The sequence below is a fragment of the Halosimplex aquaticum genome, from assembly GCF_028747785.1.
GTDB classification, from domain to species: domain Archaea; phylum Halobacteriota; class Halobacteria; order Halobacteriales; family Haloarculaceae; genus Halosimplex; species Halosimplex aquaticum.
Genome location: NZ_CP118158.1, coordinates 3,285,714 through 3,306,708, shown reverse-complemented (window position 1 = coordinate 3,306,708; position 20,995 = coordinate 3,285,714). Strand labels below are relative to the sequence as shown.

Here is a 20,995-nt window from a genome sequence, read left to right as displayed (position 1 = left end):
ATGGTGTCTCCCGGGTTCGGCTGCGTACTTGCAGAGAACACCCGACCACCGGTAAGGGATCGCTAGAAGTGATTAGGTTCGGTGCCGGCGGGAATTGGAACATATATGACATCTATCTGTCCCCGATGGCCCCGTTCGGCCGCGAGATAGATTCCAGGTAGGTACCGGTCACGTGTCGCTTGGAGACTCCGCCGGCGGAAGGTTGTAGTTGCCCCCGACCGAGCATTCTGACGATGGAATCGCACGGGTTGACCGAGAGCCTCAGGGAGACGCTCGCGGTCTTCGACGGGGACGCGGAGCCGAAGACGACGAGCGAGGTGGCCGAGGCGCTCGATCTCGGCCGGCGGAGCACGTACGACCGACTGGACAGGCTGGTCGATCGGGATCGGCTCCGGACCAAGAAAGTCGGCGCGAGCGCACGCGTTTGGTGGCGCGTGCCCGCCGACGGGGAGCGAGGGGGCGCCGATCCCGACTCGCCCGCGGCGGCCGAGTCGCTCGTCTCGGACGTGCTGGGTCGCGCCGAGGTGGGCGTGTTCGTCCTCGACGAGGACTACACGGTCGCGTGGATCAACGACGCCACCGAGCGCTACTTCGGGATCGACCGCGACCGGGTGATCGGCCGCGACAAGCGCTCGGTGGTCGAGCAGTCGATCGCCCCGTCGGTCGACGACTCCGAACGGTTCGCCGAGCGGGTGCTCGCGACCTACGACGACGCCGGGGAGGAGCGCTTCGAGTGCCGCGTCACGATCGGCGACGGCCGGACCGAACGGTGGCTGGAACACCGGAGCAAACCGATCGAGTCGGGCGCGTACGCGGGCGGCCGGGTCGAACTCTACTACGACGTGACCGACCGCAAGCGCTCGGAACAGGCCTACATCGCACAGCGCGACCAGTTCGAGTCGCTGGTCGACGCCGTCGAGGAGTACGCCATCTTCCGCCTCGACGCCGACGGCCGCGTCCGGACCTGGAACTCCGGCGCCGAGCGCCTGAAGGGCTACGAGACCGGCGATATCGTCGGCGAGCACGTCTCGACGTTCTACACGGAGGCCGACAGGGAGGCGGGCGTGCCGGAGGCGAACCTCGCGACCGCGGCGGAGGAGGGGTCGGTCGAAGACGAGGGGTGGCGGGTCCGCGCCGACGGGAGCCGGTTCTGGGCGAACGTCACGATGACCGCGATCCGCGACGACGCGGGCGAACTGGTCGGGTACGCGAAGGTGACTCGGAACATGACCGAGCGCCGCGAGTTCGAGCGGGAGCTAGAGCGCGAACGCGACCTGCTCGAGCGGACCATCGACGCCATCCCCGAGGGCGTCGCCGTCCTCGACGGGCGGGGCGACCCCCTCCGGATGAACGAGCAGGCGAAGCGGTACCTGAACGCGCCAGACGGGGTGGACTCGGATCCCTTCCCCGAGAACACGGTCTTCGACGAGGACGGCGAGCCCGTCCCGCCGGGCGAGCGCCCCTACGAGGTCGCGCTCCGGACCGGCCAGCCCGTCGAAGACTGGGTCGGGCGGTTCGACCTGCCCGGGACCGCGGAGCGGTGGTTCTCGGTCAACGCGGTCCCGCTGACGGACGCCGACGGCGACGTCGAGCGCGTCGTCGTCTCGGCCGAGGACATCACGCGGCTCAAAGAGCAGGCGCGGCTGCTCGAACGCAGCCGCGACGACCTGGAGCACGAGTTGAACGAGGTGCTCGACCGCGTCGACGACGGCTTCGTGGCGCTGGACGACGAGTGGCGGTTCACGTACGTCAACGACCAGGCGGCCGAACTGCTCGAACGGCCCCAGCAGGCGCTCGTCGGGCGGAACGTCTGGGACGAGTTCCCGGAGGCCGTCGACTCCCGGTTCCAGCGGGAGCACGAGCGCGCCCGCGAGACCAACGAGTCCGTCTCCTTCGAGGCGTACTTCCCGCCCCTGGAGACGTGGTTCGACGTGGCGGCCTACCCCTCCGAGAGCGGGCTGTCCGTCTACTTCCGCGACGTCACCGAGCGCAAGGCGCGCTAGCGCGAGCTCGAGCGGTACGAGTCGATCGTCGAGACGGTCGACGACGGCATCTACGCGCTCGACGACGACAACCGGTACGTCCTCGTGAACGACGCCTTCTGCGAGATGGTCGGCTACGACCGCGAGGAACTGCTTGGCGCGGAGGCGAACACGCTCTACGACGACGAGTACGCCCCCATCGTCGAGGAGCGCGCCGCGGCCGTCGCCGAGGGCGAGCGCGACGTCGCGACCATCGAGTTCGAACTCGTCCGCAAGGACGGGAGCCGCGTCCCCGTCGAGACGCGCTACGAACCGCTCTCCGTCGGCGATGGGTACGGCCGCTGCGGCGTCGTCCGCGACGTCTCCGAGCGCATCGAACGCGAGCGGGAGCTCCAGCGGCGGATCCGCCAGCAGCAGGTCGTCACCGACCTCGGCCAGCGCGCCCTGGAGGACCGCGATCTGGACACGCTGATGGCCGAAGCGGCCGAGCGGGTGGCGACGACGCTCGCCACCGACTACTGCGAGGTGCTCGACCTCGACGCCGACGCCGGTGAGCTCCTGTTCCGCCAGGGCGTCGGCTGGGACGAGGGCGTCGTCGGATCGGCGACCGTCCCCGCGGTCGACGACGACTCCCAGGCCGCCTACACGCTCCGCTCGGGCGACCCCGTCGTCGTCGAGGACCTGCCGTCCGACGCCCGGTTCAGCGGCCCGGACGTGTTCGCCGACCACGGCGTGCGCAGCGGGATCAGCGTCGTCATCGGGCCGCCGGAGGACCCGTGGGGGATCCTCGGTACCCACGACACCGAGGCGACCGCGTTCTCGGAGCGGGACGTCAACTTCGTCCAGTCGGTCGCGACGATCCTCGCGACGGCGATCAGCCGCCACCGCTACGAGGACACGCTCGTCCGCCAGCGCGAGCAGCTCGCGGCGCTCAACAGCCTCAACGAGGCCGTCCGCGAGATCACCGACGCGGTCCTCGACCAGTCGACCCGCGACGAGATCGAACGGACCGTCTGCGAGGAGCTCGCCGCGACCGACTCCTACGAGTTCGCCTGGATCGGCGACGTGGAATCGGCCTCCCAGACCGTCGCCGTCCGGACGCAAGCGGGCACCGAGGGATACCTCGACGACGTGAGCATCTCTATCAACCCGGACGACGAACGAAGCCGGGGACCGACCGCGCTCGCCCTCCGGACCGGAGAGGTCCAGGCGATCCAGCGGATCGGGAGCGACCCCCGCTACGAGCCGTGGCGCGAGGCGGCCGCGGAGTACGGCTTCGCCTCCTCGGCGGCGATCCCGATCCGCTACGAGGGGACGACCTACGGCGTGCTGAACGTCTACGCGGGTCGGCCGAACGCATTCGAGGGGCAGGAGCGGAGCGTTCTGCGCCAGCTCGGCGAGGTGATCGGGCACGCCATCGCCGCGACCGACCGCAAGCAGGCCCTGTTGAGCGACGAGGTCGTCGAGGTGGAGTTCGGCATCCCGAACCTCTTCGAGGCGCTCGACGTCGGCCACGCCCCGGGCGGGCGGTTCACCTTCGAGCACGTCGTCACGCTCGGCGACGACGAGTTCCTCGTCTACGGCGACGCGTCGGCCGACGCCGTCCCGACGCTGGAAGCGCTGGTCGACCGGCTCCCCCACTGGGCCGCGGTCTCGTTCACGGACGCCGACGCCGACGGCGACGGCGGTACGCGGTTCGAACTCCGGATGAACGAACCACCGGTGCTCTCGACGCTGGCGTCGCTCGGCGGGTCCGTCGAACACGCCGCCGTCGAGGACGGCGACTACCGCATGACGCTGCACATCTCGCCGAACGCGGACGTGCGGCAGGTCATCGAGGCCGTCCAGGACGCGTACCCGTCGGCGACGATGCTGCGCCGCCAGCAGGTCAACAAGGAGGAAGCGCAGTCGCGGCCGACGAGCGCGCTCCTCTCGGATCTCACCGACCGCCAGCGGACGACCCTCGAAGCCGCCTACCACGCCGGCTTCTTCGAGTGGCCCCGCGACGCCTCCGGCGAGGACGTCGCCGACTCGCTGCAGGTCTCCCCGCCCACGTTCCACCAGCACCTCCGCAAGGCCGAGGGCAAGGTCTTCGGCGCCCTCTTCGAGTCCGCGAGCGGCTGAGCGGGCCGCGCCCCCCTCACTCCTCGCGGTCGAGCGCCGTCAGGACGCCCCGGACGTTCATCGCCACTTCCGCGTCGGCCTTCTCCGCCCCCCACAGCTCCCGCTCGGCGTCGGCCTCGGCGACGAAGTGGTCGATCACCCCCTCGTCGTCGCCGCGCTCGGCCCGCTCGTCGGCGACTGCGGCGACCCACGACGAGAGCACCTCGGCGTAGCGGTCGAGCTTCTCGCCCGTCTCCGCCGGGCCGAAGTGCGGGTAACAGAGCACCTCGGGGTTGAGCGACCGGAGCATCTCGACGTCGGCCTGGCACTGGTCGGGGTCGAAGTTCGGCGGCGGGCTCGTCGGGAAAATCTCGTCGGCGGTCGGCGAGTAGATGCCCGCCGCGTCGGCGACGAACGTCGCGTCGTTCGCGGGGTCGTGGAAGACCACCTGATGTGGCGCGTGTCCCGGAGCGTGGTGCACGTCGAGCGCGTGGTCGCCCAGGTCGATGCCGTCGCCGTCTTCGATCTCGGTGATCCGCGACTTCGGGACGGGCTCGGGCTCCGTGTACGCCCGGATCTGGTCGCCGACGGCGCGCTTCGTCCCCTCCCAGAGTCGCTCGGGATCGATCAGGTGCGGCGCGCCGATCCCGTGGACGTACACCTCGGCGTTCGGACACTCGTCGACGAGGAAGCCCGCGCCGCCGGCGTGGTCGAGGTGGACGTGCGTCACCGCGATCACTTCGATATCAGCGGGCGCGAGCCCGGCCGCGTCGACGGCGTCGAGCACGTGCTCGTAGTTCGTTCCGATCCCGGTGTCGATCAGGGCGGGCCGTTCGGCGTCGAGGACGTAGACCGCGCCGTACTCGGCCACGCCGTACATCCCCGTGTCGACGTACGAGAGGTCCGTGCAGTCGCCGACCGTCACCTCGGACACGTCACCGATTGCCATACCCGATTCCCGGGCGGCGCGGACAAAATGGTTCGCGTCGCCACGGCCAGGGACCGGACGACCGCGGGGCTACCGTGCGGCCGCGTCGATGATCGCGCCGCGGTTGTTGACGTACGTCGAGTAGTGTGCGTCGTCGGAGAGGTGGAGGTCGGCCTCGGGCAGCAGGTCGCCGAACGCCCGCGCGAGGTCGACGCCGACGGTCGCGTCCGCGCGACCGTGCCACAACTCGACCGGGAGCGGGCACTCGCCGGCGTCGAACCCCCAGTCGTTGCCGACCAGCGGCAGGTCGTGGGCGGGGCCGCGCGAACCCATGCGGAAGGACTCCGCGCTGTCGTTCACGAGCGTCTCGCCGGCCGGCCCGTCGAAGACCGCGCGGTCCTGCGCCGGCGACCCGGCCACCAGCGCGGTCCGGAACTGCGGCCGCGCGTTCGCGGCCAGCCACGCCGACGACGCGAACGCCGCCTGCGAGAACCCTGGCACGAACCGCGTCGCCGACAGCACGGCCTCGTTGAACGGGTCCGCGCTCGCCCGCGTCTCCGGCGGCGTGACGGTGCTCACGAGCGAGACGCCGCGCACCCTGTCGGGGACGGCGTGGGCGCAGGCCATCGCGTGCGGCCCGCCTCCGGAGAACCCGACGACGCCGAATCGATCGATGCCCAGGTGATCGGCGAGCGCGCACACGTCCTCCGGCCAGTCCAGCAGGCGCCGGCCGGCCTGGAAGTCGGAGGCGCCGAAGCCCGGACGGTCGGGCGCGACGAGGCGGACGCCCCGATCGGCCGCGTCCTCGTCGCAGAGCGACCACATCAGTCGCGACCCGATGACGCCGTGGAAGGCGAGGACAGGCGTTCCGTCGGGGTCGCCGTACTCGGCGTACGAGAGCGCCCGGCCGTCCGGCAAGTCGATCGTCGACGGCTCGTCCATGTGTATGCGTTGTTGGACGCTGGACACTAACGCGTGTCGCTCCGGCGTGTGTGGGTTGTTATCGTAGTTCAGTGTGGAGACAAGATGAGCGCTACGGCCGAGACTGCATCGACCGAGACTGTATCGACCGAGACTGTATCGACCGAGACTGTATCGACCGAGACTGTATCGACCGAGACTGTATCGACCGAGACTGTATCGACCGCAAACAGCGTGAAAGCCCCCGCTCGCTCGTACCGCCGCGGCTCGCTGCGCGCTTCACTCGCTGCGCTCGTTCCAGTGCTTACGTCGCCGGGGCGGCAACGAGCCAGCGGCCCCTTTCATTCCCACCTGCGTAGCTTGGCCGATCCGTCTGTGTGGGAATGAAAGGGGCGAGCCGTTCGGCGAAGGTGGACGACGCAAGCACCGCAGGGAGCGAAGCGACCGAGGAGCACAGCGAGACCCCCGAGCCGAACGGGTCGGGGCTTTCACGCTGTTCGCGGTTCCGGTTCGAGTAGCGGTCGCGGTGGCGCTCACGGCACGAAGTGCCGGCTCTCCGAAGGCCGTCACGCGTTCACATCGGACCGACACGCCTACGGTCGGCCGTCGAGAACCGGCGACCATGCTAAGCAGGCAGTTCGTCCGGGAGAACCCCGAGACGGTCCGCGACGCCATCGAGCGCAAGGGCGTCACGGGCGTCGACCTGGACGAGATCCTCGAGATCGACGAGGAGTGGCGCGAACTCAAGGCCCGCGGCGACGGCCTCCGACACGAGCGCAACGAGGTCTCCAGCACGATCGGCGAACTCAAACAGGAGGGCAAAGAGGAGGAGGCCCAGGAAGCCATCGAGCGCTCCCAGGAACTCAAGGACGAACTCCAGGAGGTCGAGGACCGCGCGGACGAACTCGAAGCGGAACTCGAAAAACGACTGCTCGAACTCCCGAACGTCCCCCACGAGTCCGTCCCGACCGGCGAGGACGAGAGCGACAACGTCGAGCGCTACCGCGAGGGGTTCGACGACCTGCGGGTCGACCCCGACGACGTGGTCCCCCACTACGACCTCGGCGAGGAACTCGACATCCTCGACTTCGAGCGCGGCGCGAAGGTCTCCGGGGGCGGGTTCCAGTTCGTCAAGGGCGACGGCGCGAAACTGGAGCGGGCGCTCATCCAGTTCTTCCTCGACGTCCACGAAGAACAGGACTACGTCGAGGTCTCCCCGCCGATCCCCATCAACTCCGCGTCGATGCGCGGGACCGGACAGCTCCCGAAGTTCGCCGAGGACGCCTACCGCGTCGGCGCGCGACAGGACGACGAGTACGACGACGACGACCTGTGGCTGCTGCCCACGGCGGAGGTGCCGGTCACCAACATGTACCGCGACGAGATCCTGCTGGACGACGACCTCCCCGTGAAACACCAGGCGTTCTCGCCGAACTTCCGCCGTGAGGCCGGCGAACACGGGACGGAGACCCGCGGCTACGTCCGCGTCCACCAGTTCAACAAGGTCGAACTCGTCAACTTCGTCCGCCCGGAGGAGAGCTACGACCGCCTCGAAGGGCTCCTGAGCGAAGCCGAGGAAGTCCTCCAGCGACTGGGCCTGCCCTACCGCGTGCTCGACATGTGTACCGGCGACATGGGGTTCACCCAGGCCAAGAAGTACGACATCGAGGTGTGGGCGCCCGCCGACGACATGGAAGACGGTCCCGACGTGGGCGGGCGCTGGCTGGAGGTCTCCAGCGTCTCGAACTTCGAGGACTTCCAGGCGCGGCGGGCGGGCCTGCGCTACCGGCCCGAGCGCCACGAGGGCGCCGAGTACCTCCACACGCTCAACGGCAGCGGCGTCGCCGTCCCGCGCGTGATGGTCGCCGTCATGGAGTACTACCAGAACGACGACGGCACCGTCACCGTCCCCGAGGCGCTGCGCCCGTACATGAACGGCCAGGAAGTCATCGAGGGCCACGAACCCGTCGGCGAGAGCGCCGTCGGCGCCGGCGACAAGGAGTAACGACGCTCTCGACGCCTCCAGTCCCCGGCAACGAGCCTATCTGACGGTCCGTGGGCGGCGGTCAGGGTTCGCCCGAGTAGCCCTCGCGGAGGAACCGGCCCTCGGTCTCGTAGTGGCTGAGCACCTCGTCGAGGAACTCCTCGCGAGTCACGTCCGACTCGCAGTGCCGGTCGATGCGCTCCACGAGTTCGTCCGGGAGTTCGATCGTCGCCATCGCGCCCACTTCGGGTTCCTCGCTGAAAAGCGGATCACGCCACCGACGAGTGACAGGACGCGGCGCGGGCGTCCCCACGACGGCCGACCGCTTCGACGCCGGTCACCCCACCGCCGCGCAGGGGTCAGTCCGTGTAGGTCTCGATGCGACGGATCGCCCCATCGGCGATGGAGAACACGTCTACGAATCCGGTAATCTCGGTCCCGTCGGCGGCGAGCAGGCGCCCCTGGACGGCGACCCGGTCGGGGCCGTCGAGGACCTCCTCGACCCGGTGGCTGGTGTCCGTCTGCGGCCGCTCCTCGCGCATGAACGTCACGAAGCGCTCGCGCCCGTCGAGCGTCAGGTCCGGTCGCTCGTGGACGAACTCCGGCGCGAGCAGATCGGTGAGGCGCTCGTAGTCGTGCTCGTCGAGAGCGCGGTAGTAGGCGCGCGCCCGCTCGACGGCGCGGTCGGTCATACACGGACTTGGCGGGGCCGGGGCAAGAACGCGGTGGTCGGGACACGTCCACAGCGCGGCGTTCGAGGCTACCGCCCGGGGATGTCCCAGTCCGCCCGCTCGTCGTCTTCTTCCGCCTCGTCGTCGCCCTCCGTCGGGTCCACGAGGTCGAGTTCCTCGACCTCGTCCTCTTCGTCGCCCTCGCCTGCCGACTCACCGCCGTCGCTCGCGTCGCTCCCTCCGCCGGGCGCGTCGGCCGGATCGACCGCGCCCTCCCGCTCGGCGGACGTCTCTGCGGCGTCGCTTCGGGGGGACGACGCGGCGCCGCCGTCCGACTCGTCCCCGTCCGTCGCGTCCTCGACGACGTCCAGGTCCATCTCCAGGTCGCCCTCGACGGTGTCGCCCTCGACCGCGGACCGCTCGCCGTCGTCGTCCGCGTCGGCGGCCTCGACCGCCTCGACGTCCATCTCCAGGTCGCCTTCGACCGTGTCGGACTCGGCGCTCGCGTCGTCGTACGCGCTCTCGCCCTCCGGGACGGCGTCGAGGGCGTCGTCGGCCAGATCGAGGTCGGTGTCGACCGCGTCGGCGTCGTCGGCCCGCAAGTCGTAGCCGTCTTCGTCGGCCGAGTGGACGACGACCGACTCGCCGACTTCGACCCCGTCGTCGGTGAGCGCGAACGCGTCGGGGTCGGGCGGTTCCGAGAGGTCCTCGGCGGCGTCGAGGAGGCGCTCGGCGTCCTCGCGGTACTCCGCGCCCTGTTTGCCGCGGCCGCTCGCGAACGCGTCGGCGGAGTCCGTCAGCCACTTCGCCGCGTGCGAGAGCGTGTCCGCCTTCTCCTCGGTGCGGTCGACCACCGTCTCGAAGTCGCCCGTCTCGGCGAACCGGACCGCCGTGTCGAAGTGGTCGGCGGCGGTCGTGAACGCCGGCTCGGCCTCCTCGAACCCGTTCCGGGCGTCCATCCACTCGCGGTCCTCGTAGTCGGCCATCGCCTCCGTGAACGCCTCGCGGCCCTCGACGTAGTGGTCGTGGCCCACCCGATAGCGCTCGATAGCGGTGTCGTCGCCGCCGATGTCGCCGACCGCCCGTTTGACCGGCGCCACGTCGATCTGTGCCTCCAGGTCGTCGGTCGCCCATGCGTACTGGACGGTCCCCCGGTGGTCGACGACGAAGGCCGCCCGCTGGACCAGCCGCTCGCCCAGGTCGGTCTCCAGCGCCACGTCGTAGGCTTCCGCGGCGTCGCCGTCGCGGTCGCTCAACAGCGGCACGTGCAGGCTGTAGCGATCGGCGAACGCCTCGTGGCTGTAGGTGCTGTCCGGCGAGACCGCGAACACGGAGACGTCCTTCTGCATCGTGAAGAGGTCGAGATCGCCGAGATCGGACGCTTGCATCGTACACGCGGGGTTGAAGTCCGCCGGGTAAAAGGCGAGGACGACGATCCCCTCGCCCAGGTACTCCTGTAAGTCGATCGTTCGGCGCTCACCGTCGACGTACGCCGGCAGGCTGACCGCCGGCGCCTCGTCCCCCTCCGAAAGCATTGTCCCAACTATCCGAGTGGTCATATAAAGGTGTTCTGAGCGTTTTCACGCGCTGTATCCACCGCATGCGCCGCGGTACCGTTCGATATCCGACCGGTAGCGACGGGTTCCGGTGAGCGCTCGCCGGCGTCCTTCGAGCGGCTTTTGGCACCCCGGCGAGTACCGGACGGCGTGGAGTTACACGTCCGGTACGAGGGCGACGACGACCCCGACAAGTGCTCGGCGCGCCGGCTCGCGCAGTTCGACCACGCCGAGTTGCACCGCTCGACGCGGTCGACGCCGCCGGGCATCGTCCTCAACCCCTTCGCCGATCAGGCGCTCTCGCCCGCCGACCGCGAGGGGACGGGCAGTCGGCGGGACCGGCTGGTCGCCCTCGATTGCTCCTGGGAGACCGCCGAGCGCGAGGCGTTCGACCTGGAGGGGATCCACCGCTCGCTGCCGTTCCTCGTCGCCGGCAACCCCGTCAACTACGGCACGGCCTTCCAGTTGAACACCGTCGAGGCGTTCGCCGGCGCGCTGTGCATCCTCGGCGAGCGCGAGCAGGCCGAGGAGATCCTCTCGGTGTTCTCCTGGGGCCACACCTTCCTCGAACTCAACGAGGAACCGCTGGAGCGCTACGCCGCGTGCGCCGATTCGGCGGCCGTCCTCGCCGTGCAGGACGACTACCTCGCCGACGAGTGAGCCGGCGCCGCCGCTGTGGGTCTGCCCGGCCAGAAAATCGACGCTCCCGGCGTTCGGGAGCTAGTTCGACGCGGCGATCGGACCCAGCACCGGCAGGCCGTAGCGCTCGCCCTGGTAGGCCTTGAGGAGCAACAGCACCCAGCCGGCGAAGGCGATGAGTCCGACGGCGCCGTTCAGCGGCATCGTCAGCGCCAAGAAGAGATCGCCGACGAAGGGTATCGCCGTGAGGACGCCCATCACGATGCCGACGACGACGTAGGCGCCGATGGCGGCCGCGCCGAACCCGATGCTCTGGATCGAGTGGAACCGGACGAAGTCGTCGTCGCCCTCGAGCAACAGCATGAGGACGCCCGTCAGCGGCGCGAACACGTACGCGATCGCCGCCGCGACGTTCGGCTCCAGATCGGTTCCGCCCGCGGCCGGGCCGGTCATCGAGTCGCTCGGCTGCGCGCCGCGACCCGCCGACCCGGCGTTCTGCCCCGCCGTTCGCTGCCCGGCCTGGCCGGACCGCTGCCCCGGGCTCTGCCCGCCGGTCTGGCCGGCGCTCTGTCCACCGGTCGACTGCCCGCCCGTAGACTGGCCACCCGCGGACTGCCCGCCCGTCGACTGACCACCCGCGGACTGCCCACCCGTAGACTGGCCGCCCGTAGACTGCCCGCCGGTCGACTGCCCGCCGGTCGACTGCCCGTCCGACGATTGGCCGTCTGCCGGCTGTCCACCCGTTGACTGACCACCCGTGGATTGTCCACCCGTTGACTGACCACCCGTTGACTGTCCACCCGTTGACTGACCACCCGTCGACTGGCCGCTCTCGACAGTGGTCTCGACGGTACGCTCCTCGACGGACTCGTCGGCGGCCGACCGGCCGTTCTCGCTCGGGTCCGCCTCGTCTTCGGTGCGTCCGTCGCTCATCGCGCGACCACCTCTGCGTTCACACCGCGTTCGTGCCCAATCTCCCTGGTTCGGAGTTTCCCAACCATGTCAGCATGAGGGAAAGCACCGTTTGTAATACTTTCCACTAGAGAACAACGTCCGAGTTCCAGACAGTTCGCGTGGCCGAGCGCTCGGCCGGTGATGTCCCGCTCTCCCGTCGCAGGGGTCACGGGCGCCGGGACAGAAGCGCGGTCTCGGTCGACTGTCACGGCAACGTTTTACTCGGGCGGGCGGCACCAGTTGGCATGGAGACGGATCGACTCCGCGAGGCGCTGGAGCAGGCGGGGCTGACGGAGTACCAGGCGGCCGTCTACCTGGGACTGCTCGACCAGGGAACGGCGCCGGTGGTCGACGTCGCCGAGCGGGCCGGGGTGCCCACCTCGCAGGTGTACGACGTGGTGCGGACGCTGGAGGACCGCGGGTTCGTGGAGACCGTCGAGCGCGACCGGCTGCACGCCCGGGCGGACGAACCGGGCGAGGTGCTCGACGAACTCCGCTCGACCGGGGAGCTGCTGGCCGACGCCGCCGACGAGATCGAGGACCGCTGGGAGCGGCCGGACCCGGAGGAACACCGGGTCAGCGTCGTCAAGCGCCAGCGGACGGTGATCGAGAACGCCCGCGCGGCGATCGACGAGGCGTCGGTCTCCGTCGAGTTCGGCGGTTCGGTCGAGCAGTTCGCCGACCTGCGCCCCGCGCTTGAGACGGCGGCCGAGCGCGGCGTCGTCGTCCACGCCCTGATCGGCGGGTCGGTCGACGGGCCGGTCGAGATACCCGAGGACCTCTCCGAGAGCCCGATCACCGAGATCAGGCGCCTGGGCAAGCCCGCCTCGTTCCACACCGCCGTCGACCGCCGGCAGGGGTTCCTCTCGCCGAACGTCCACGGCGACGAGGAGTACGGCGTCCAGGTCGGCGACGACCTGATGACCTTCCACTTCCACTGGACGTTCCTCACCTGCGACTGGGTCCCCGCCGAGCGGGTCCACCTGGCCGACCCGGACGAAGCGGTCTACGTCAGCATCGAGGAGTTCATCCGCCACGCCGCGGTGCTCCGGGAGGAGGGCGCGACGCTCACGATCACCGTCCACGGCCGGGACACCGACTCCGGCGAATCGGTCACCGTCCGCGGCGAACTCGTCGACGTCCGCTTCGGCGGCCGGGAGGAGCAGGTGACCCGGCCCACCTACGACGAACTCGGCGGGACGGTCAGCATCGTCGTCGCGACCGACGACGGCGAGGTGGAGGTCGGCGGCTGGGGCGCCATCTGGGAGGACGTCGAGGCCGAGATCGTCCGCGTCGACGACTTCAGCGAGTGACGGACCGCCGGCGGCCGGACCGCACCCACCGCGGACTCACTCGCGCGACCAGCGCAGCCCCTTCGGGTCCGCGGGCGGTTCCAGCGGGCTCGCGGGCACGTCGGAGTGCGGTTCCGGCGCGTGATAGGCGCTCGGTGCGACGTCGTTCGGGTTCTCCGGGTAGAACGCCGACGCGACGGCGTGGAGGTGCTCGCGGCCGACGCCGAGTTCGTACTGTCCGCCGCCGTACAGGGAGACGTCGCGGTCGAGGCAGTAGGCTATCGTGTCGAGCAGGTCCGCGACCGTCCCGAACCGCGACGGCTTGATATTCAGCCACGAGGGCTCGATCGGGAGGGACTCGACGCTCTCGACGTCGGTGATCGGGTAGTCCCACGAGAGGCGATCCTCGTGGCCCGACAGGACCGGGCGCGTCTCGTCGGTGAACTTCGCGTCCTCGACGACGGCGTCGGGGAACGCCGCCAGGACCTGCCGGTAGCGCTCGGGGTCGGCGTCGGTGTCCACCTCGGTGCCCTCGTAGTAGCTCTTCAGGTCGAGGATGCGCACGCTGTCGGTCGCCGCGAGGTCGTCCATCAGCTCGCGCGTCCACGCCGCCGTCGGGTCGAGCTTGAACTCCATCGTCGGGTCGACGTCGAGCCACCGGTGGATCCGGTCGGTCGACGGCTCGCCCTCGGTGTCGAGACGCGTCGAGACGACGAACCGCACCGGGTCGTACTCGCGGCCGAGCGCCTCCGCGAACGTGGTGTCGGCCTGTCGCAGCGCCAGGTCCAGCGCTGCGCTCTCGACGGCCCAGCGCCGGTAGTGGCGCGACGCCGCGCGTTCGGGCGGCTCGGGAAACAGGTCGAGGTCGTCCAGCGCCGCCGAGAACTCGTCGAACGTGTACTCGCCGGCCAGATCCCAGTCGAGGGCGCCGTCGTCGCGGGCGTCCCGCAACCGGTCGTGGTCCTCGATGTCGTAGGTGACGTCCTCGCCGCGGCCGCGCTCGCCGTCGCCGCGGAGTTCGACGACGGTCGTCACCCGGGTGAACCCGGCGGAGGTGTCCATCTCGTGGCGGTCGAGGTCGAACCCGTCGACGACCAGCGGCAGATCCGCGACGCGGTCGTAGAGGTCGCTCATACTCGCCTGATAGAGCGCGACCGGGTTAACGGTGGCCACGCGGCGGGCGGTGCGGTCCAGCGGCTCCGAGCGCGGTCCAGTGGCGACGAACGCGGACCGGCCCCGCCGGAGGGCCGCCGGACGAGAGAGGCAACGCTTAAACGCGGTGACGAGGAAAGACGGGTATGCCCAAGTTCGAACCCGCGGAACGCCGCGTCCTCGAGAAACAGATCTGCATGCGCTGTAACGCCCGCAACTCCGTCGACGCCGAGAGCTGCCGCAAGTGCGGCTACAAGAAGCTCCGACGGAAGAGCAAAGAGCGACGCAACGCCTAATCCAGTCCCTTTCTCTCTGCTCTCCGGCCGGCCAGCGACTGCGCCGGTTCGACCGGACACTCCCCGCCCGCCGAGCGGCCGCGATTCGACGACTCGCGCTGGGAGGTTACTCGTCGGGGTACTTCGGCTCGCGCCGCTCGGCGCGTTCGAGCGCGCGCTCGACGACCGCGCGCACGTCCCCGTGGAAGACGCTGCCGTGGCCGCTGTACATGTGCTCGACCGAGTCGGGCATCCGGTCGAGCAGGTCGCGGATCGACTCGATGAGCCGCTCGCGGGACTGGCCGGCGTTGTCCGTGCGGCCGAAACTCCCGTCGTCGAACGCGCCGTCGTCGTGGACGACCACGTCGCCGGAGAACAGCGACGACGCCGAGACCAGCGAGACGTGATCGTCGGCGTGGCCGGGCGTGTACACCACCTCGCAGGACTCCTCGCCGACGGTCAGTGACTCGTCTGGAGTGAGTTCGTGCGTCCGGCGCGGGTGGTCGCCGTAGGCGTACAGGTCGGCGTCGAAGCGGTCGAGCACGGCGTCTAGCTGGGCGACGTGGTCGCCGTGCTGGTGGGTGAGGACCACTCTGTCGAGGTCGTCTGTGTGCTCGGCGATCACCTCGGCGACGCCGGTCATCGCGCCCGCGTCGACGAGCGTCGGCGTCTCGCCGAGCGCGAGGTAGGCGTTGCACGTGAACGTGTCCGCGTCCTCGGTGACGTTGATGACGTCCATACCCGGCGGATCGACCGCCCAGCGCTTGAGTCTGGTGCCCGCGCTGGCCGGCGCGACTGACCGCCGCCGGCGGACCTGCAGTCAAAAACCGGTCGCCGGAGGTATCGGTGGGCGCAATTTTTACCCCTACTGCGACCGTGAACAGTCACATGTCCCTCGACAGGCGGCGATTCGTCAGAGGCCTCGGGACCGTCGGAGCGCTCACACTCGCAGGCTGTACCGGGGACGGCGGCGACGGTGGTGACGGCACCGACGGCACCGACGGCGGCGATAGCACCGACGGCGGTGACGGTGGGGCCGGTGGGGGCGACGGGACGACGCACGTCGGCGTCGTGTACGCGACCGGCGGGCTGGGGGACGGGTCGTTCAACGACCAGGCCCAGAGCGGCATCGAGCGGGCCGCCGAGGAGTTCGACATCGAGTACAACGAGGCCCAGCCGGAGGGGACGACCGAGTTCTCGAACTACCAGCGGCAGTTCGCCCGCGAGACGAACCCGAACTACGACCTGGTCTGTTGCATCGGCTTCCTGCAGGCCGACGCGCTGAGCAACACCGCGAGCGAGTACCCCGACCAGCGGTTCATGATCGTCGACGAGACGGTCGACGCCGACAACGTCGCCTCCTACGTCTTCGCCGAGGAACAGGGCTCGTTCCTCGTCGGTCACCTCGCGGGCGCGCTGACGACGATGGACTTTCAGGCCGGCGCGGGGTCGACGAATCCCGACACGACCACCGTCGGGTTCGTCGGCGGCGTCGAGTCGCCGCTCATCAAGCGCTTCCAGGCCGGCTACGACGCCGGCGTCGCCCACGCGAACGAGAACGTCGACGTCCAGACGGCCTACGTCGGCGGGTTCGACGACCCCTCGGGCGGCAAGGAGGCCGCGGTCTCGATGTACGAGTCCGGCGCCGACATCGTCTACCACGCCGCCGGGAACACGGGGACCGGCGTCTTCCAGGCCGCCCAGGAGCAGGGTAAGTTCGCCATCGGCGTCGACCGCGACCAGTCGGTGACTCGCGAGGAGTACAGCGACGTGATCCTCGCGAGCATGGTCAAGCGCGTCGACACGGCGGTGTTCAACGCGGTCCAGGCCGTCGTGAACGACTCGTTCGAGGGGGGATCGACGACGGCGCTGGGACTCCAGGACGACGGCGTCGAGATCGTCTACGGCCAGCAGCTCGGTTCGGAGATCCCCCAGGACGTCAAAGACGCCATCGCGCAGGCCCGCCAGGGCATCGTCGACGGCGAGATCACCGTCCCCGAGGAACCCTGACGCGCCCCACCGATGACTGGCTTCGCCGACGCGAGTGACGACAGCGACCGAGCGGCGACGGAGGCGCCCGACAGCGGAGGGGTGCCGTGAGCGACGGTGCCGACGGCGGACGGGCCGCGACAGACAGTCCAGAGAGCACCGGGGCCGCGACGCACGCGGTCCACCTCGACGGGATCACCAAGCGGTTCCCGGGCGTCGTCGCCAACGACGAGGTGGACCTGCGGGTCGAGCGCGGCACCGTCCACGCGCTGCTCGGCGAGAACGGCGCCGGCAAGACCACGCTGATGAACGTCCTCTACGGCCTCTACGAGCCCGACGAGGGACGCGTCGTCGTCGACGGCCGACCCCGCGAGTTCGACTCGCCGCGGGACGCCATCGACGCCGGCGTCGGGATGATCCACCAGCACTTCATGCTGGTCGACCCGATGACGATCGCCGAGAACATCACGCTCGGCAACGAGCCCGAGCGGTGGTTCGGCCTCGCGGTCGACCGCGAGCGCGCCCGCGAGGAAGTCGTCGACCTCTCCGAGCGCTACGGCTTCGACGTCGACCCCGACGCCCGGATCGAGGACGTCGGCGTCGGCGTCCGCCAGCGCGTCGAGATCCTGAAGGCGCTGTACCGGGGCGCCGACGTGCTGATCCTCGACGAGCCGACGGCCGTGCTCACCCCCCAGGAGGTCGAGGACCTGTTCGGCGTCTTCGCGGAGCTGACCGACCAGGGGAAGACGATCATCTTCATCACGCACAAGCTCCGCGAGGCGATGACGGCCGCCGACGAGATCACCGTCCTCCGCGGCGGCGAGAACGTGGGGACGGTCCCGGCGGCCGACGCCTCCCGCGAGCGACTGGCCGAGCTGATGGTCGGCCGCGAGGTCCTGCTCGACGTCGACCGATCGGAGGCGACGCCCGGCGAGACAGTCCTCGACGTCCGCGACCTGGTCGTCGAGGACGCTCGCGGCGTCCGCGCGGTCGACGACGTCTCGCTGTCGGTCCGCGAGGGCGAAGTGTTCGGCATCGCCGGCGTCGACGGCAACGGCCAGGCCGAACTCGTCGAGGCGATCGCCGGCCTGCGCGCAGCGGACGCCGGCGAGATCAGCTTCCGCGGGCGCGACGTCACCGGCTGGAGCCGGCGCGACCGCATCGACGCCGGGATGGCCTACGTGCCCGAGGACCGCCAGGAACGCGGGCTCGTGATGGACTTCGACCTCGTCGGGAACGGCCTGCTCGGCAGCCAGCACGCCCGACCCTACGCGTCGAACGGGCGGATCGACTGGGACGCGGCCCGCGAGCACGCCGAGGAGATCGTCGCCGACTACGACGTCCGGCCGCCCGACGTCGACGCTCGGGCGGTGTCGCTGTCGGGCGGCAACCAGCAGAAGTTCGTCGTCGGCCGGGAGTTCGCCCGCGACCCGCGGCTGGTGGTCGCGTCCCACCCGACGCGGGGCGTCGACGTCGGCTCGACCGAGTTCATCCACGCCCGCATCAACGCCCTCCGGAGCGACGGCCGCGCCGTCCTGCTCGTCTCCTCGAAGCTCGAGGAGGTCCAGTCGCTCTCGGACCGCCTCGCCGTCATCTACGAGGGGGCGTTCGTCGACGTTGTCGACCCCGAGGCGGTGACGGAGGAACAGCTCGGCCTCCTGATGGCCGGCGAGCGGCCCGAGACCGACGTGAGCGTCGACCGGGAGGCGTCGCGATGAGCGACGACGCGGACGGGGACGGAGACAGGCCGCGCACGGGCACCGAGGACGACGACGGGTCGCGGACCGACACGGTTCTCCAGCGCACCCGCGGTTACGCGGTGGCGATGGCGGGGACCTCGGCGGGCGAGCGGGCGCTCATCGCGGTCGCCGCGCTCGCGCTGTCGATCCTCGTCGGCACCGTGATCGTGGTGGTCGGCGGCCTGCTCGCGACCTGCCGGTCGCCGGTCCTGACCGCGGGCGAGGTGACCCTCTGCTACGACCCGATCGCCGTCTGGGACCGCCTGTTCCTCGGGGCGCTCGGCGATCCGCTCTCCGCGGGGTGGTCGCCGCTGAACGCCCAGTTCGCGGTGACGCTCCGCGAGACGACCATCCTGGTCTTCACCGGGTTGTCCGTCGCGCTCGCCTTCCGCGCGGGCATCTTCAACATCGGGACGCAGGGCCAGCTCGTCGTCGGCGCGCTCGCCTCGGCGCTCGCCGTCCTCTGGGCCGCGCCGGCGTTCTCGGGGCTCGTCGGCGCGGTCGTCCTCGTCCCGCTGGGGCTCGCCGCGGGCGCTCTCGGCGGCGGGTTCTACGGCGCGATCCCCGGCGTGCTGAAGGCCTACGCCGACGCCAACGAGGTGATCACGACGATCATGCTGAACTTCGTCGCGGTGCTCGTGGTCCGCTACCTCGTCAGCGACCACTTCCAGGACCCGACGAGCCAGGCCATCCAGACGGCGTCGGTGCCGGAGTTCGCGCGGTTCCCCTCGATACTGTTCGATCCGCGGCTGGACTTCTCGCTGGTCGCGCTCGCGGTCGCACTCGCGGTCGTCGGCGGCGTCTACTACCTGCTCGAACACACGTCGTTCGGCTTCGACCTGCGGACGGCCGGGCTTCAGCCCGCAGCGGCGGAGTACGCCGGCGTCGACTCCGCCCGGACGGTCGTCGCGTCGCTGACGCTGTCTGGCGCGCTCGGCGGCGTCGGCGGCGCGGTGTACGTGCTGATGATCCTCGGCCGGTTCCAGACGGGCGTCCCCTCCTACGGGTTCGACGGCATCACCGTCTCCATCCTCGCCGGGAACCACCCCGTCGGCGCGGTGTTCGCCGCGTTCCTGTTCGGCGTGCTCCAGTCGGGCTCGTCGGTCGTCGACTTCGCCACCGACGTGCCGCCGCAGCTCGTCGGCGTCCTCCGCGGGCTGATCATCCTCTTCGTCGCGATGCCCGAGTTCTTCCGGCTGATCGGTCGCCGGATCGAACCCGAGGAGCCGGGCGTCGCCGCCTCGCCGGGAGGTGCCGCCGATGACTGACGGCACTGAAGCGTCGACCCGGTCCGACGAGGGCGGCGCGACGGCCGGGACCAGCGGACTCTCCGGACGCCTGTGGGTCGCGCTCGCCGCGGTGGCGCTGCTGGCGTTGCTGGGCGTCGCCGCGGTGGTGGCCCCCGAGTCGTCGGTTGGGCGACTGTTCGGCGTGATCGTCTCGACCTCGACGCTGGCGGCGACGCTCCGGCTATCGGTCCCGATCGTCTTCGCCGCGCTCGGGGGGATCTTCGCCGAGAAGTCCGGCGTCATCAACATCGGCCTCGAAGGGCTGCTCATCATCTCCGCGTTCGCCGCCATCTACGGCACGGACGTCACGGGCTCGCTCCTGGCGGGCTTCCTGATCGGCGTGCTCGCGTCGACGGCGCTGGCCGGGCTGTTCGCCGTCGTCTGCATCGAGTTCCGCGCCGACCAGATCATCGCCGGGCTGGCGATCTGGCTCATCGCGCTCGGGCTGGCGCCGTTCCTCTCGCAGGTCGTCTACGGCGGCCCGAACACAGACAGCGTCGACACCCTCGGGACGTGGACGGTCCCGGTCCTCGCGGACGTGCCGCTGCTGGGCGCCGTCTTCGACGCCGCGCCGCCGGTGTACCTGATGTTCGTCGCCGTCGCCGCCGCGTGGTACACCCTCAACCGGACCGCCTTCGGCCGGTGGGTGCGCGCCTCCGGCGAGAACCCCCGGGCGCTCGACACCGCCGGCGTCGACGTCTCGCGCGTCCGCTACGCCGCCGTCCTGCTCTCGGGCGTCCTCTCGGGGTTCGGCGGCGCCGCGCTCGCGTTCAACATCGGCCAGTTCACCGGCAACGGCCCGACGATGGTCAACGGGAAGGGGTTCATCGCCATCGTCGCGTACCTCTTCGGCAACTACAACCCCGTCGGCGCGCTGGGGTCGACGATGCTGTTCGCCGGGCTCGACGCCGTCCAGCTCCGACTGCAGACCCAGCAGATCCTCGGCGTCCCCGACGCGCTCGTCCAGACCATCCCCTTCGTCGCCGTCATCGTCGTGCTCGCGCTCGTCGGCCGCACCCGCATCCCCGAGGCCGCGGGCGACCACTACGAGTCCGGCGAGGAGTGACTGGACCGCGCCGGGCCCCACCGTCGAATCCCACCGACCGACCGCGCCCCGAACACGTGATGGGATGGCGCACCGAACCGGATGATTTTTCATGGCCAGGGGCCTGGTCTGTGACATGTCCACACGACGCTCTGTCGACGGGGCGGCCGGGCGCGCGGAGGGCGGGCTTCCCGACGCGGTCCCCGTCTCGCCCGAGCGAACGACGCGGCTCAGTTGGGAACTGGGCGAGCGCCTGACGCGCGGCGCGGACGCGGCGCTGTCCGGTCGGTGGGAGTGCGTGACCGCGCCGTGGGAACTGGCCGTCTTCGACGTCGCGGACCACACCGCGCTCGTCCGCGTCCGGACGCCCGTCGGGCGCGAGCTGTTCTACGAGACCGCCGCCGACGCCATCGACGCCGCCCGCGCCCGGCTGGCCGACGCGCCCGACTGGGAACTCCGCGACTGAGCGCGACCGG

19 protein-coding genes are annotated in these 20,995 nt (G+C 70.5%); 11 read left to right on the top strand and 8 right to left on the bottom strand.

From position 1 onward, the window contains the following. Positions 1-233 precede the first annotated feature (233 nt). Together PSC72_RS16570 and PSC72_RS16565 are read left to right on the top strand one after the other, a co-directional pair. Entirely contained in the window at positions 234-2,003 is a 1,770-nt protein-coding gene (locus PSC72_RS16570) for a PAS domain-containing protein (protein WP_274322530.1), read from the top strand. Between the two features lie 24 nt (positions 2,004-2,027). Further along, a complete protein-coding gene (locus tag PSC72_RS16565; protein ID WP_328518195.1) occupies positions 2,028-4,106 on the top strand; it encodes a bacterio-opsin activator domain-containing protein in 2,079 nt (692 codons plus the stop codon). Positions 4,107-4,122: 16 nt separating this feature from the next. Here PSC72_RS16565 and PSC72_RS16560 read toward each other — a convergent pair whose 3' ends face one another. Continuing rightward, positions 4,123-5,034 carry an MBL fold metallo-hydrolase gene (locus PSC72_RS16560; RefSeq protein WP_274322529.1) on the bottom strand — a complete coding sequence of 304 codons (912 nt, stop codon included), beginning with the start codon at positions 5,032-5,034 and terminating at the stop codon, positions 4,123-4,125. A 69-nt stretch (positions 5,035-5,103) separates the two neighbouring features. Next, positions 5,104-5,955, bottom strand: a complete 852-nt coding sequence (locus PSC72_RS16555) for an alpha/beta fold hydrolase (protein WP_274322528.1) — start codon at positions 5,953-5,955, stop codon at positions 5,104-5,106. Between the two features lie 601 nt (positions 5,956-6,556). On the opposite strand from PSC72_RS16555, the gene serS reads away from it, so the two are divergent. Beyond that, positions 6,557-7,939: a serine--tRNA ligase gene (serS, locus tag PSC72_RS16550; protein WP_274322527.1), complete on the top strand. Its 1,383-nt coding sequence runs from the start codon at positions 6,557-6,559 to the stop codon at positions 7,937-7,939. Positions 7,940-8,000: 61 nt separating this feature from the next. Here serS and PSC72_RS16545 read toward each other — a convergent pair whose 3' ends face one another. The 3 genes from PSC72_RS16545 to PSC72_RS16535 all read right to left on the bottom strand — a co-directional run bounded on the left by PSC72_RS16545 (position 8,001) and on the right by PSC72_RS16535 (position 10,124). Then, positions 8,001-8,153 (bottom strand): DUF7557 family protein, encoded by a 153-nt coding sequence (locus PSC72_RS16545; RefSeq protein ID WP_274322526.1) that lies wholly within the window; start codon positions 8,151-8,153, stop codon positions 8,001-8,003. 124 nt (positions 8,154-8,277) lie between these two features. Next, complete coding sequence (locus PSC72_RS16540; protein ID WP_274322525.1) at positions 8,278-8,610, bottom strand: nuclear transport factor 2 family protein; 333 nt, start codon at positions 8,608-8,610, stop codon at positions 8,278-8,280. Between the two features lie 68 nt (positions 8,611-8,678). Next, entirely contained in the window at positions 8,679-10,124 is a 1,446-nt protein-coding gene (locus PSC72_RS16535) for a redoxin domain-containing protein (RefSeq protein WP_274322524.1), read from the bottom strand. Positions 10,125-10,295: 171 nt separating this feature from the next. On the opposite strand from PSC72_RS16535, the gene PSC72_RS16530 reads away from it, so the two are divergent. Beyond that, positions 10,296-10,805, top strand: coding sequence for a DUF367 family protein (locus PSC72_RS16530; protein WP_274322523.1), 510 nt, complete (start codon positions 10,296-10,298; stop codon positions 10,803-10,805). Positions 10,806-10,865: 60 nt separating this feature from the next. Here the strand turns inward: PSC72_RS16530 and PSC72_RS16525 are convergent, their stop codons facing one another. Beyond that, a complete protein-coding gene (locus tag PSC72_RS16525; protein ID WP_274322522.1) occupies positions 10,866-11,717 on the bottom strand; it encodes a hypothetical protein in 852 nt (283 codons plus the stop codon). Positions 11,718-11,983: 266 nt separating this feature from the next. Here PSC72_RS16525 and PSC72_RS16520 point away from each other — a divergent pair, with 266 nt between their 5' ends. Further along, positions 11,984-13,051 (top strand): TrmB family transcriptional regulator, encoded by a 1,068-nt coding sequence (locus PSC72_RS16520; RefSeq protein ID WP_274322521.1) that lies wholly within the window; start codon positions 11,984-11,986, stop codon positions 13,049-13,051. A gap of 36 nt (positions 13,052-13,087) precedes the next feature. On the opposite strand, the gene PSC72_RS16515 is transcribed toward PSC72_RS16520, so the two are convergent. Continuing rightward, positions 13,088-14,164 (bottom strand): enolase-like domain-containing protein, encoded by a 1,077-nt coding sequence (locus PSC72_RS16515; protein ID WP_274322520.1) that lies wholly within the window; start codon positions 14,162-14,164, stop codon positions 13,088-13,090. Positions 14,165-14,328: 164 nt separating this feature from the next. Here PSC72_RS16515 and PSC72_RS16510 point away from each other — a divergent pair, with 164 nt between their 5' ends. Further along, positions 14,329-14,478, top strand: a complete 150-nt coding sequence (locus PSC72_RS16510) for a 50S ribosomal protein L40e (RefSeq protein WP_274322519.1) — start codon at positions 14,329-14,331, stop codon at positions 14,476-14,478. A 106-nt stretch (positions 14,479-14,584) separates the two neighbouring features. Here the strand turns inward: PSC72_RS16510 and PSC72_RS16505 are convergent, their stop codons facing one another. Beyond that, positions 14,585-15,196 carry an MBL fold metallo-hydrolase gene (locus PSC72_RS16505; protein ID WP_274322518.1) on the bottom strand — a complete coding sequence of 204 codons (612 nt, stop codon included), beginning with the start codon at positions 15,194-15,196 and terminating at the stop codon, positions 14,585-14,587. A gap of 149 nt (positions 15,197-15,345) precedes the next feature. On the opposite strand from PSC72_RS16505, the gene PSC72_RS16500 reads away from it, so the two are divergent. The 5 genes from PSC72_RS16500 (at position 15,346) to PSC72_RS16480 (ending at position 20,985) form a co-directional block, all read left to right on the top strand. Continuing rightward, positions 15,346-16,467, top strand: a complete 1,122-nt coding sequence (locus PSC72_RS16500; RefSeq protein ID WP_274322517.1) for a BMP family lipoprotein — start codon at positions 15,346-15,348, stop codon at positions 16,465-16,467. 173 nt (positions 16,468-16,640) lie between these two features. Further along, positions 16,641-18,164, top strand: a complete 1,524-nt coding sequence (locus PSC72_RS16495; RefSeq protein ID WP_274326192.1) for an ABC transporter ATP-binding protein — start codon at positions 16,641-16,643, stop codon at positions 18,162-18,164. Continuing rightward, positions 18,161-19,453: an ABC transporter permease gene (locus PSC72_RS16490; protein ID WP_382261806.1), complete on the top strand. Its 1,293-nt coding sequence runs from the start codon at positions 18,161-18,163 to the stop codon at positions 19,451-19,453. The genes PSC72_RS16495 and PSC72_RS16490 overlap by 4 nt, the downstream gene beginning before the upstream one ends. Next, positions 19,446-20,540: an ABC transporter permease gene (locus PSC72_RS16485; RefSeq protein WP_274322516.1), complete on the top strand. Its 1,095-nt coding sequence runs from the start codon at positions 19,446-19,448 to the stop codon at positions 20,538-20,540. Before PSC72_RS16490 ends, PSC72_RS16485 begins: the two co-directional genes overlap by 8 nt. A 115-nt stretch (positions 20,541-20,655) precedes the next feature. After that, entirely contained in the window at positions 20,656-20,985 is a 330-nt protein-coding gene (locus tag PSC72_RS16480; protein WP_274322515.1) for a hypothetical protein, read from the top strand. Positions 20,986-20,995 lie beyond the last annotated feature (10 nt).